Here is a 12,469-nt window from a genome sequence, read left to right on the forward strand (position 1 = left end):
CAATATAAATACTGAATAACGGTATATTTCAAAGAGAAAACCAAGCTTACTGAAACCTTTAAAAGTTGGTAGCATAACAAGATCGATCAACGAATGAGCAGCGATGATCACATAGCGATCACCTAGTTAGTCACGCTATTGCATGATGGTCTACTCATTACTATGCTAGTGATTAACGATAATTAGGGTTAACACTAGGATTAAACATGACTGATATTAAAAGCTTATTTGATCAACTCACCGCAGATTTAGACCTATTAACAAAACTGTTAGGAAACACACAGCCTGTGCAGGCATTAGTTAGCCGGATCCCAGCGGTACTGAAAGGCCAAGAACAAGCAATAATAAACGAAATCATTCCCGAATTAACGACCGATATGTTGGCAATGAAGTTAGCAGCAGAAGCCTTTAAAGACATTCACATTAAACACCCATTTTCGCAAAAATCAGCCCGCCGCTATGTCGGTATTATTCATTTACATCCAGACCACGAAAATACAGAGAAAATCGTTACACAAATTAATGCCATTAATACGATCAAAGCGAAAATAGAACATGCTGTTGTCAGTGAGAATGACACACGCCAAGCACGATTCAGCGCAATACACGATAATTGTCCAGGGGTGATGACTGTACATCTCTATCGGAAAATACATTGTGTAGACGATGAGTTAGTTAAATCAGTGCGTTTTAGTTGGCAGCGTAAAGATTCATTACACCAACCTGATAAGGTAAAGTTATTAGCGCAAATCACGGTTGAACAAGAAAGAGCGACACTAGATAACCAATTAGCACTCGCGCAGCTATATCAAAAAATAGCCACGACACCAGAGCATGCATTACGTATTCGTCGACCTGTCAAAGTACAACCAGCAGCAAATATTGTAAAAGTAACGGGATTAAAAACAGTCACGGCACCATTACCAATAATAGTGGTGCAGAAAGAACCATTAGAAGCAAATGAAGTAGCAGATTTTGTTGCATCGCAGGTGCGAAAACAACGTTCAGATAAGCGTGAAAATACAGTATTAGGAACTCTGACTGGACATACTATTGAAAAAATAACCGCTGAATGATAACCCTGATAACTAGAACCAAGGACGGCTTTCTAATACATATTCTTGTTCAAATTCAACATCTGACTTAAACAAATAGATAACAAACTCAACCAAAGCAATAACCGCAATGACCATCGAAGGTAAACCGAGAAAAACATAACCTAATACAAACAACACCAACATGCAAATGCCTTGTTTATGGTACCCTAAATAAAATTTATGGAAGCCTAAAGCGCCAAAGAAAAAAGCCAATAATACCGCACCCATTTTCTTTGATTTCCCCACTGTTGTCATTGTGACTGAAACAAGTTCACCGGACTTTAAAGTGAAGTGAACTCGACGACCTACCTGAGGTAGTCTTTGGTACATCCACTGATTGATACTAAATATATAACGACATCCATCCTCACCAGAAATAACGCCGTTCTTACTTCCGATATCAAATTCAAGGATCGATCCCTTCATCACTAACTCCATCTATAAATATAAGTGGTTAAATTATCACATAATTATCAACAATAACACCGAAATGACATACTGTTACATTACGAAGCGAAATCAATAAAAAACTATAAAAAATATTAGAGCCAAACAATGGTTAACATTTTTACATGCTCGATCGGAAAGCCATTATATTTATTGAAACCAAAGCAAACAACAGTAAAATTTATTTTATATTGTTAATATGTATATTTAATTAAAAATTAATTTTTCTGGTTAATTTTCACTCGAAATGATTAAAATAAAATTTAAATAATCAACATAATTGCTATTAACTTACTGATAAATTGAACGAATTTATATTTACTTTAATCTTAAGATCGCATTCTATTTACATTTGGGTATACTAAATAAATCAATACAACAAAACACGGAGTTAATGTATGAAAGTAAGAGATATAATGGCAGACAATATTGTTTGTATTAGCCATAAAGCCAGTTTAAAAGATGCACATGAACTCATGCAAACCCGTGGTGTACGCCATTTGCCCGTTATCTCTGAAGACGATGGCACACTGGTTGGTATTCTGACTCACAAAAAAATGATCAGCACTGTCATTTCAATGATGAACAAATACGGCACTGACATACTCGCAAGAAAAGAACGTGGTCAGTTAATCGAAGATTTAATGGAATCAGACTTTCAGAAACTAACCGAAGATGAACCGCTTAAAATTGTTGTTGAATACTTTATTGGTAATAAACTTGGCTGTCTTCCGGTCATCGATAATCAAAATAAAGTCATTGGTATTGTTACCTCATCTGACTTTGTGAAATTATGCGCGCAGCTACTGAATGAATAGCACTCTATTTATTTTTCTACTGTAAGCAATGAGGCTGGTAGTTCCTTTATCAGCCCTTGTTCAATGTTGTTATGAAACAGTTTTACGAGAATAGGCTGCGGCAATTGTAGCACCCGTAAGCGCTATCATAGACGAAAGCAGCATCATGATAACGACGGGTTGCACTGAACCCAGACTTATAAATGCAGATAGTGCACTCACAGTCCCACCGATTGTATACTGAGTTGCTCCTAATACCGCAGATGCAGAGCCAGCATTACGCCCAAAACTCTTCATAAAACATGCACTCGAATTTGAGATCACCGCACCATTTGCAGAAATAGCAATAACAAACCCGACTACAGCCACATATAAAGCATCAGGTACAAGCACAGATGCTGTCACTAATATTATGCCACCAAACACTTGCAAGCTTAGAAACGCTTTTAATAAAGCTTCAGGTTCAAATCTCGATAATAAGAATGCATTTGTACGATTAACAACAACCAAACCGCAGATATTCAAGAAAAAGAGTAATGAAAACTGTTTTGGCGTTTGACCAAACACTTCCATGTACATCATCGACGCATTCGTTAAAAATATCATCATCACTGAAAAAGCAAACGCTTGCGCAACCATAAAACCTAATGCGCGTTTTTCACTGAATACCGACAATAATCCGAACTTTGGCTGTATTTCTGAAGATTCGGGTTCAGGTGTAACCTTTTCCGTTGGCTTAGGTATAAAGCACATAACGAGTATAGCCACCAGCACAGCCATGACCGCAAGTGTATAAAAGATCCAACGCCAATCCGCTAGCGACATGATAATAGTCCCCACTGTCGGGGCTATGGAAGGTGCTATCATCATAATCAGGCCTATCAGCGAGAATAACTTAGCGGCTTCTTTACCACTAGTCTTATCCCGGATCGTTGCAGGTACACCAACAACAGCCATACCGCCACCAATAGCTTGCAACACACGCCATAACCACAAAACTTCAATTTGATTTGCAGTGGTTAATAATATGCTCGCAATCGCAAACACAGCTAAACCGACAATCATCGCAAAACCACGGCCTTTCTTATCTGACAAGGGCCCACCGATTAACTGCCCTATAGCCAGTCCAAAAATGTATAAGCTTACCGTCACTGACATCAAAGAAATATCAACGCCCATTACCTTAGCCATGGTTGGCATTGCAGGCAAATAACTGTCAATGGTAAAAGGGGTTAATGCAAATACTGCAGCCAGCGTTACAATCAGTGTCTTATTCATTTTCCCGGTATTATCTATCGTATCAATTTTTATCTCACTTGTGGTAAGTGAAGCTCCATTGCTTTGTGTCATTTTAACGCCTCTAACTTACCTTTCTGGAAAGATAGTAGCTGGACTTTACCTTCCTGGCAAGATATATTATATATGCAATTAAACAGACAGGGGTGAATAATGACGAATAGCATTAACAATATACTTGAAGCAATAGATGAAAACTGGCCTCAATGCGCTAACAAAGTTTCTCCCGCATTATTACGTTTACTCCGAGTTAGCAATCTATTTGACAATAAAATAGAAGCGCTTGTTAAAAGCCATAATTTACAACGTTCAGAATTTAGTGCGTTAGCGACGTTAAGACGTAGCCCGATACCTTATTGCCTGTCTCCAACAGCACTCTATCAGTCAATGATATTTAGCTCTGGTGGGTTATCTAAAGTATTAAATCGCTTAAACCAAGCAGAATTGATTGAAAGAGTTGATAATCCTGAAGATAAACGCAGTAAACTGGTACAACTGACGAGTAAAGGTAAGCAATTAATTGAAATTGTAATGCCAGAATTACATCACAAAGAAAGAAAGATATTAAGTGTGTTATCACCAGATGAGCAGCAACAACTTGACTCGTTTATGCGACGTATTCTAGAGGCGCATGAGTCGTAAGATAATAACAGTGCAGAATTACGATCACCCTGCACTCTTTATTTTTACGTCACCTAAAATGTACCCATACTCATTTCTATGCGAGCATTATGGAACACCTGCAAAGACGGTAATTCAGGGATTTCCATGGCCGTCACTTTATGTTTGATAAACAAAGAAACTGGAAATTGTTTAGACGATGCAAAATAAATTGACAATAAATGTAGTCCATTCTCATGATGTAGCGGTTGGGTTTCGAGTGACAACGCTTCCAATTTATCCGCATTTTCAAGCCAAGTTAAAAAACCTTTAAAATCATCTTCCGACACGTCTTTACTGACAAAGCTTATGCGTAAAAAATCCAATTCAAGGAATGACCATAAAGGCTCTAGTTCTGATTCATCACACATATCTATTTCGATATTAATACCATTAATACAATGGCCATAATGTGTCAGGTGCTTGATTTGGCTTATATCACAGGCATGCTTAGTATTAGCAATGTTGATTTTTGCACCAGGCGTTTGTTGTAATAACGTTTCCACTTCCTGCGTGGTTGGCACATATTCGAACATGATTTCTTTGGGGGGAAATTCCATTTAGACACCTTATTTATCCATATAAACGGCATGAGTAACCAAATATAAACACACTGTCTTATTTTGACATGACTATTACACAGATAAAATGTCACAAATATGTCATTTATGAAAAATATGATCTAAACGACATAAAAATGGAAATAAAGAGGTATTTATGTGATGAACTCTAAAATAAAATGAGTCTCTACCTCAAGGGTAAACCACAAAAACACAACAAGTAAGAATATAAAAACTGTTTAATATACAATTAGATATGCATCTAATTTACCACTTACCTCCCTTTTTACGTTTTTATAACACCCAATAATTCTTATTCGACGCGGTTATTTATCACCTAATATCTGCTCCATTACCCAACTGGTATGTAAGGCCGTTTCACCGCTAGATGGGTGGTTAATATTATTGACAAGATGCTCCCGCATATTCTGTACATGATAGAGTTGAATATTTTCAGGATTCTCAATGATAAATTCTTGGCGTTGAGCAAGTGTTTGCAGAATAACGGCGGCTTCATCAAAAACAGAAAAACGGATTTCACCTTTACTGCCAGTGATCACAACACGATCTTCCCGCGTGCAGCCACCAAAATTCCAGCTTCCAACGCCTGTCACGCCACTTTTATGCTGCCAGCATGCTGATACCGAGTCTAACGATGAATACAGCCCTTGCTGATTAGTTCCAAGCCCCTTAACAATATCAAATTCACCCAGCAAATAAGCAAACAGATCGAGTCCATGACTCGCTAGATCGTCAAAGTAACCACCAACAGCAACGTCTTTATCTGTTCGCCAATTAAACTCACCCGATAAATCTAATGCATTGGCTGGTTTATTCAAAAATGCATTAATCGTTCTTACTTGGCCAATAGCACCGGCTTCAAGCAACGCTTTCACTTTATTAAAACGTGGTAATGAGCGACGGTAATAAGCCACAAACAAGGGAATATGCTTATCATTAAACGCATTATAAATGTCGAGACTATCCGCATAATTTGGTGCTAACGGTTTCTCGATACAACAAGGTTTACCTGCTTGCGCAACTTGCAAGGCATAAAGCTTATGACTGTCAGGAGGAGTGGCGATATAAACAGCATCAATATTATCGTTATTAATAATATCGTCCGGATTTGAGGAGTATGCTTCAACCTTATGTCTTAGGGCATAATCTTGGGCAAGATCAAGATTACGTCGCATCACAGCCGAAAGTTCAAAGCCCGCTACTTTTTGATATGCAGGACCACTTTTTAATTCCGTCACACTGCCGCAACCGATAATTCCCCAGCGAATGGGTAATGTTATTTCATTTTTACTCTGCATACTCTATCCATGAAAGGTTAAATCGAGAGTAATGGAATATAGGCTATTCATATTAAGAAGAAAAGAGGATTAACAAGGAAAGGCAAAAAGAATCAAAATTGGCTGTACACATTTCAACATGCATACAACCATTCTGTTCGGTAACAACTAAACCGTTAATGTATGCAAACGTTTAAGTGCGGCATCGACACCAACGTCAATTTGCTTAGTACCGGCGAGATAACGTTCACGGAAAACATCAAACCAGCAAGCAAGAATATCCGCATTCCGTGTTTCACCATGATGACCGAGTACCAGCGATGCAACTTCAGCCGTTGCGAGCTGATTGTCTTTTGCTGCTTTACGGATTTGATATTGGGAAACCACATCAGGATCAAATGAGATCACCGGAATATCCTCCAACCACGGGCTCTTTTTAAACATTTTCTTCGCTTCACGCCAGCTACCATCCAATAAGATGTATAACGGTCGTTTACCTGGTTCAATTATTAATGGCCCTGTTTGTACCCGCTCACGCTCAACCACATACTCTTCAGGGAAGATAATGAATGGCTGCCAACAATCTTGGTTAATGATATCGATCATCTCTTGATTGGGCTCTGTACGTGACCATTGGTAAGCAAATGTATCTTCGATAACATCCGCAATCAAACGGCCTGTATTACTCGGTTTTATCATTTCATAATCAAACATCACCAGCATAAAGCCAGCAGTCGATTTTACTAACGGTTGGTGTTCACAGATACAAAATTGCTTGCCTAACATGCAGTAATAGCAACGAATTAATCGGCCGCCACGAGCTTTGAAAGGTTTGGTACTGTCAGCTAAACGCTGGGTTGCTAATCGATGAACATTATGAATGCGCATAAAGTGATACCACTTAGAAATAAATTGCTAAATTGCAGATAAAAAAATGACCCAGTAACAAGTTCTACCTCCACCGTCGTGGGATAATACCTGCTACTGAGTCATTTACATATTTAGGTACGCGTTTAGCGTCACTTAATTATGGTGCTTACGATCTTCCAATTCAGATTTAGTCGCACGAACCTGACGCATAAAGAAGTTAGCCATCGATGCAGCAGCAGGTTTCTTTTCTGGTGCTGGCATTTTTGACGTAATTACACGTGGTTTCGGTGGCGCTACTGGTGCAGCCGCAACAACAGGTTTTGCAACTTCCAGCTTAATAGCAGCTGGTGTTGCAGTTGCATGTACAGGACGAACCTGACTTGTCGCAAATTGTGACGATGCAACGTGTTGTCTTTGTTGATGTACTTGTTGCCCACCCACTTGTGGACGAGTTCTAATCACTTCTATCGAGTAAAGTTTACTTGAGATAGAGTTTGTAGACTGTGAGACTTGCTCACGACGTAAGCGTTCACCCGTTGATTTGAATGCTTGGTATTGTACTGATAACCAATTCTTCAAATGCATTAACATACCTGCTTCAATTAACTCTAGGCAAGTTCGGTTGTTATACTCAACCAGTTTCGTTTCTGAAAAATACGTCTTGGCTTCTGCTTCTGAGCCGATGCGTTCGACTAGTTCGAACCATGTTGATAAACCTAAAACTGTGTAATGACTCATTGTCTACCTTGCAGATAACCAGCTACATTTTAGTAGCTTTCTCGAAAAATTAGGAGGCGGATTCTATACCTTTGTCGCTGAGATTAAAAGCATATTTACGAAAAAAACTTAAAAATAATGTGATTACTCATAAATGTGCAGTTTCAGCTCCATTTAGACTAGACTAAATTAATTTTTTAGTGTTCGAAAAAGCTAAAAATAATAACATAATTTTTTAACCTAATGAGTATCGATTAAAATTCTAGAATCGATTATGTCAGACTTTTCTGATTATCCTTGAGGTTTCGAATTGCCTCTGTGAGAATGACCAGACTAAATTTTATTTATTAAAGGAAATGCGAAAATGCCTGACTCTTTATTACAAATCCGCCCTCAAACACACAAGGTTCAAATTTATATCGGTCAGGTTAAGCATCATTACGGTTTTGATTCTGCAATTGATAAAGAAACGATCAATACCGGCATTTATCTTTCTAAGCTTGGACTCGCAAACGACACGACTGCCGATAAAAAATACCACGGTGGTCTTGAGCGTGCTTTACATCAGTACCCTGCCGAGCATTATTCATTTTGGCAGCACGTATTTTCACCACGCAATGACAAGCAACCACGATTTGAAGCGCCGGGCATGGGCGAAAATATCAGCGCAATAGGGATGACAGAAGAGAATGTTTGTATTGGAGATCAATACCAATGGGGTGACGCTATTATCGAAGTGAGTCAACCTCGCCTGCCTTGCTTTAAATTAAACAGCCGTTGGGATGTCACCGATATTTCAGTTCAGATGCAAACATTAAATCGATGTGGTTGGTTATATCGTGTCATCAAACCGGGCATAGTCAGTCAAAGTGATGCACTGCTCCGCATTAAACGACTTGAATCTGCAACAACAGTGAAACAAGTATGTAAATTATTCTTTAGCGAGCCATTAAACAAAGCTAACCTGATTCGATTGATAGAAATGCCAGCGCTTACGCCTATATGGGGTGAAACAGCAAGCAAACGCTTAGAAACCAATACCGTCGAAAATTGGAACTTTAGATTGCTCGATCATCCTTAACGAATAGAGAAGCAAGATAGATAGTATTATAACTCGCTATCTATCTGTGCTTAACTCAAACATAGGTTAAGATCCTACTGTACTTCCTTGCCACCTAATTTTACTTAGCTGCGGCTTTCAAAATCGAATCAAAATTACGGATCCATGGGTAGTTCGTTTTCAGGCGAAGTGGTAAAACACTCATTGCAACCTGCGCCTCAGTAAAACTTGCAAAGTCACCGTAGTACAAATTATACCAATCACGCTGAATATGCAGGCTCTTATTAAAAGAAAGCAATTTCCCACTCAATCCTATTTCATTTTGATTCACATAAGAAACTAAGTAGCTTTGGTCATAAGCACCCATCAACTGAATCGTATAATGAGCAGGATTACGCTGGGCTATCCAGCCGACATTATTGAGTGGTACTAACGGTTGTGTTACTGCTCCATTTTTATTTCCTGGGCCTTCAACTTGAAACTTCAAGTCATCCATACCCGTTTGAACCGATGTAAGAGTCGCTGTGAGATGACCTAGCTGAGCAGTGCTCTTTTCTATCTGGGACTGTAATGCTAAGCCCTCTGCACTACGTCGTTCATCGATGGTTGCAGTCTTGGCTTCGAGTTCAGCAAATTTTGTCTTCACATCTGCAACATCACCTATTAATTCGGTACGAATTTCGGACTGCAGTGCAGTTTCAGTTTTAATTTCTGTCACCGAATGATTAAGTGTCGATAACGATAATGTTAATTCGGACAGTTCAGCTTTTACAAACTCAGGTACGGCGGTAGGATTCAGTTCAAGCAAAGTTATCGCAGATGCCAGAGCAATAGTCACCCCTGCGCCTACACCCGCAACAATTTTAAAGCCTTTGCGCGTGTAGCGTTTCAAACTGCTCGCATTCAACTCAATGCTATAGACTTTATCAGCCAGATCGTTGACCTGGCCTTTCAGTACATTATGTTCTTCGGATAATATGACAAGTGATGCTTTCTGATCTCGATGCTGCGCTTCCAATCCTTCAATATGGGCTTTGTTCGCCTGAATTTTTTGATAGGATTCCCGTGTGTGAGCTTGTAGGTCCTCATCGCTATCATCGGCATGTTTTTCAAGTCGCTTTTGCATTTCTTCAAAAGCAGTTTGAACCGAGAACAAACGCTTGAGCTGCTCACCCTGCTCAATAATGGATTCATTTGCATCCTCAAAACCGCCCGTTAACGCATTCAGTTTAGCCTGTATACGCTGTTCTAGAGCATCTGATAACTTGACTTGTTCCAAGGTAGATTGACTTAAATTAGAACCTACACTTTCAATCTTCTTATCAAGCTTGGTGTTACGGCTTCGTAATGAGCGAATAGTGGCGCCCAAGTCGTCCTGAGCTTCAGAGAAATCTTTAGTTAGCGTGTCAAAATGGATTTCAAAATCACCCATTTTACTATTAATATCCCTCGCAGAAAGTAATTTAGCGTCCTGCTCAGGAAGCTCAATAATGCGTGAATCATCTTGACCCGGTATTATAGGTTCTTCTATTGTCACGGATTCAGGGTAATCGATTTTTTTTTCAGCAGACATGGTAAACCTCCAACCTTGGAAAATAAGTCATTTTATGAATATTTAATATTCGACATAAAAGTAGGATCTCACCTACCTACAATAAAGACACTCGTAATCACACCCGAAGTACTTCAAAGTTTTGGCTACCAATACACCTTAGATTTATCCATTAACTGCTCAGGAATTTAAAATCTGAACCTTTTCTTCGTCGGCTTATTACTCGTACCCTCGATTAACACTTGGCCACATCAACACTAGGCCAATAAATTAGAATATTCATCCAACGTAGGCTCCTATATATTACATCTCACAACCAAACATTTAGAATTGATGATTATTCTGAATAAGATTGCGGATCATTACCATCAAACATAGCTTTACGACGCTTAATAACTTGCTCTCACGCTTCGCTTAGATTAATCTCTGGATATCATCCTAGAGACATTCCAAAATCACTAGAAACGAAAATTAAACGTGATGTAAATTGTAATGCAAGTTTATGAACCAACTAAGCATAACAAGAAAAAATAAACATCTAATTAGATAAAAATGAATAAGAACAAGGCGTAGTATGGATAACAATTCGAACAAAACAGCAACAGATCAGCCTACTTTTTACTGGCATGACTATGAGACTTTCGGATTAAGTCCGTCACTGGATCGCCCTTCTCAATTTGCTGGTATTCGCACCGACATGGACTTTAACGTAATCGGCGAACCAGATATGTTTTACTGCCGCCAATCAGATGATTACCTTCCTTCGCCAGAAGCTGCCATGATCACTGGGATCACACCTCAAAAGACCCAAGCTGAAGGTGTAAGTGAAGCAGAATTTAGTAAACGTATTGAAGCGCAGTTCAGCCTCAAAAACACCTGTATCATTGGTTATAACAACATCCGTTTCGATGATGAAGTAACACGTAATATCTTTTACCGTAACTTCTACGACCCATACGCACACACCTGGAAAGATGGTAACTCTCGTTGGGATATTATCGACTTGATGCGCGCTTGTTATGCGCTGCGTCCAGAAGGCATTGTCTGGCCAGAAAATGACGACGGCCTGCCAAGTATGCGCCTTGAGCTATTAACTAAAGCGAATGGTATTGAACATGCTAATGCACACGATGCAACCTCTGATGTGTATGCAACCATTGCTATGGCTAAATTGGTTAAAGAAAAACAACCTAAGTTATTTGATTTCTTATTTAACCTGCGTAGCAAGCGTAAAGTAGAATCACTGATTGATATCATCAACATGACGCCATTAGTGCATGTGAGTGGTATGTTTGGTGCCGATCGCGGCTTTACTAGCTGGGTAGTCCCACTGGCTTGGCATCCAACCAACAACAACGCCGTTATCGTGGCTGATTTAGCCCAAGACATTACGCCGTTATTAGAATTAAGCGCGGATGAATTACGTGAACGTTTATATACGCCAAAGAAAGATCTCGGTGACTTAGCCCCTATCCCACTGAAACTTATTCATATCAACAAGTGCCCAGTGCTAGCACCAGCTAAAACTTTATTACCTGAAAATGCAGAACGTTTAGGGATTGATCGCAACGCCTGCCTTGCAAACCTAAAACGTTTAAAAGAAAGCGCAACACTGCGTGAGAATGTTGTGGGTGTTTATCAAGTAGAACGTGAATACCCGAAATCGAACAATGTTGATAGCATGATCTACGATGGTTTCTTTAGTGCCGGTGATAAGGCTAATTTCGAAATATTACGTGAAACAGCACCCGAGCAACTTGCTGGACTGCAACTGAAAATCGGTGATGCGCGCTTTAATGAATTGTTCTTCCGTTATCGTGCGCGTAACTTCCCGCATTTGTTATCAATGCCAGAGCAACAAAAGTGGCTTAATCATTGCCGTACCGTGCTTGAAGACGCTGCACCAGCCTACTTTGCGCGATTAGATGCGTTGGCCATTGAGAATAGCCATGACGAACGTAAGATGAAACTGCTCCAACAATTATACCTGTATGGTCAGACGATCATTGGCGCATAACATTTCGTGAATAAATTGACGGTGAACATGATTGTTCGCGCATAAAAAAAGCCTGTTAGTGACTTTTAATAAGTTAACTAACAGGCTTTTTTATTGTA

12 protein-coding genes are annotated in these 12,469 nt (G+C 39.4%); 5 read left to right on the plus strand and 7 right to left on the minus strand.

Annotation, left to right across the window (positions count from 1 at the left end):
• Window positions 1–206 precede the first annotated feature (206 nt).
• On the plus strand, window positions 207–1,076 hold the full coding sequence (locus AKG98_RS13145; RefSeq protein WP_067046409.1) for a DNA replication terminus site-binding protein: 870 nt from the start codon (window positions 207–209) through the stop codon (window positions 1,074–1,076).
• 12 nt (window positions 1,077–1,088) lie between these two features.
• On the opposite strand, the gene AKG98_RS22485 is transcribed toward AKG98_RS13145, so the two are convergent.
• Window positions 1,089–1,523: a TM2 domain-containing protein gene (locus tag AKG98_RS22485; protein ID WP_198155521.1), complete on the minus strand. Its 435-nt coding sequence runs from the start codon at window positions 1,521–1,523 to the stop codon at window positions 1,089–1,091.
• A 419-nt stretch (window positions 1,524–1,942) separates the two neighbouring features.
• Between AKG98_RS22485 and AKG98_RS13155 the strand changes: the two genes are divergently transcribed.
• Complete coding sequence (locus AKG98_RS13155; protein ID WP_067046411.1) at window positions 1,943–2,362, plus strand: HPP family protein; 420 nt, start codon at window positions 1,943–1,945, stop codon at window positions 2,360–2,362.
• 69 nt (window positions 2,363–2,431) lie between these two features.
• On the opposite strand, the gene AKG98_RS13160 is transcribed toward AKG98_RS13155, so the two are convergent.
• Window positions 2,432–3,691, minus strand: coding sequence for a multidrug effflux MFS transporter (locus AKG98_RS13160; RefSeq protein ID WP_067046413.1), 1,260 nt, complete (start codon window positions 3,689–3,691; stop codon window positions 2,432–2,434).
• A 99-nt stretch (window positions 3,692–3,790) separates the two neighbouring features.
• Here AKG98_RS13160 and AKG98_RS13165 point away from each other — a divergent pair, with 99 nt between their 5' ends.
• Complete coding sequence (locus AKG98_RS13165; RefSeq protein ID WP_067046415.1) at window positions 3,791–4,279, plus strand: MarR family winged helix-turn-helix transcriptional regulator; 489 nt, start codon at window positions 3,791–3,793, stop codon at window positions 4,277–4,279.
• Between the two features lie 53 nt (window positions 4,280–4,332).
• Here AKG98_RS13165 and AKG98_RS13170 read toward each other — a convergent pair whose 3' ends face one another.
• From AKG98_RS13170 to AKG98_RS13185, 4 genes are all read right to left on the minus strand, one after another.
• Window positions 4,333–4,857, minus strand: a complete 525-nt coding sequence (locus AKG98_RS13170) for a hypothetical protein (RefSeq protein ID WP_067046416.1) — start codon at window positions 4,855–4,857, stop codon at window positions 4,333–4,335.
• Between the two features lie 326 nt (window positions 4,858–5,183).
• Complete coding sequence (locus AKG98_RS13175) at window positions 5,184–6,176, minus strand: Gfo/Idh/MocA family protein (protein ID WP_067046418.1); 993 nt, start codon at window positions 6,174–6,176, stop codon at window positions 5,184–5,186.
• 147 nt (window positions 6,177–6,323) lie between these two features.
• Window positions 6,324–7,043 (minus strand): tRNA-uridine aminocarboxypropyltransferase, encoded by a 720-nt coding sequence (locus tag AKG98_RS13180; RefSeq protein ID WP_067046419.1) that lies wholly within the window; start codon window positions 7,041–7,043, stop codon window positions 6,324–6,326.
• Window positions 7,044–7,178: 135 nt separating this feature from the next.
• On the minus strand, window positions 7,179–7,763 hold the full coding sequence (locus AKG98_RS13185) for a hypothetical protein (RefSeq protein WP_067046420.1): 585 nt from the start codon (window positions 7,761–7,763) through the stop codon (window positions 7,179–7,181).
• A 343-nt stretch (window positions 7,764–8,106) separates the two neighbouring features.
• Here AKG98_RS13185 and AKG98_RS13190 point away from each other — a divergent pair, with 343 nt between their 5' ends.
• Window positions 8,107–8,823 carry an MOSC domain-containing protein gene (locus tag AKG98_RS13190; protein WP_067046421.1) on the plus strand — a complete coding sequence of 239 codons (717 nt, stop codon included), beginning with the start codon at window positions 8,107–8,109 and terminating at the stop codon, window positions 8,821–8,823.
• Window positions 8,824–8,923: 100 nt separating this feature from the next.
• Here AKG98_RS13190 and AKG98_RS13195 read toward each other — a convergent pair whose 3' ends face one another.
• Window positions 8,924–10,375, minus strand: coding sequence for a hypothetical protein (locus tag AKG98_RS13195; protein WP_067046422.1), 1,452 nt, complete (start codon window positions 10,373–10,375; stop codon window positions 8,924–8,926).
• A gap of 553 nt (window positions 10,376–10,928) precedes the next feature.
• Here AKG98_RS13195 and sbcB point away from each other — a divergent pair.
• Window positions 10,929–12,371, plus strand: a complete 1,443-nt coding sequence (gene sbcB / locus AKG98_RS13200; RefSeq protein WP_067046423.1) for an exodeoxyribonuclease I — start codon at window positions 10,929–10,931, stop codon at window positions 12,369–12,371.
• The last annotated feature ends 98 nt before the right edge of the window (window positions 12,372–12,469 follow it).

The sequence above is a fragment of the Moritella sp. JT01 genome (assembly GCF_001574435.1).
Classification (GTDB): domain Bacteria; phylum Pseudomonadota; class Gammaproteobacteria; order Enterobacterales; family Moritellaceae; genus Moritella.

Bases quoted from the DNA above. Each gene is read 5' to 3' on its own strand.
- AKG98_RS13155 (WP_067046411.1), top strand. From the start codon at position 1,943: ATGAAAGTAAGAGATATAATGGCAGACAATATTGTTTGTATTAGCCAT.
- AKG98_RS13165 (WP_067046415.1), top strand. From the start codon at position 3,791: ATGACGAATAGCATTAACAATATACTTGAAGCAATAGATGAAAACTGG.
- AKG98_RS13180 (WP_067046419.1), bottom strand. From the start codon at position 7,043: ATGCGCATTCATAATGTTCATCGATTAGCAACCCAGCGTTTAGCTGAC.
- AKG98_RS13195 (WP_067046422.1), bottom strand. From the start codon at position 10,375: ATGTCTGCTGAAAAAAAAATCGATTACCCTGAATCCGTGACAATAGAA.
- AKG98_RS13190 (WP_067046421.1), top strand. From the start codon at position 8,107: ATGCCTGACTCTTTATTACAAATCCGCCCTCAAACACACAAGGTTCAA.
- sbcB (WP_067046423.1), top strand. From the start codon at position 10,929: ATGGATAACAATTCGAACAAAACAGCAACAGATCAGCCTACTTTTTAC.
- AKG98_RS22485 (WP_198155521.1), bottom strand. From the start codon at position 1,523: ATGAAGGGATCGATCCTTGAATTTGATATCGGAAGTAAGAACGGCGTT.
- AKG98_RS13145 (WP_067046409.1), top strand. From the start codon at position 207: ATGACTGATATTAAAAGCTTATTTGATCAACTCACCGCAGATTTAGAC.
- AKG98_RS13175 (WP_067046418.1), bottom strand. From the start codon at position 6,176: ATGCAGAGTAAAAATGAAATAACATTACCCATTCGCTGGGGAATTATC.
- AKG98_RS13185 (WP_067046420.1), bottom strand. From the start codon at position 7,763: ATGAGTCATTACACAGTTTTAGGTTTATCAACATGGTTCGAACTAGTC.
- AKG98_RS13160 (WP_067046413.1), bottom strand. From the start codon at position 3,691: ATGACACAAAGCAATGGAGCTTCACTTACCACAAGTGAGATAAAAATT.
- AKG98_RS13170 (WP_067046416.1), bottom strand. From the start codon at position 4,857: ATGGAATTTCCCCCCAAAGAAATCATGTTCGAATATGTGCCAACCACG.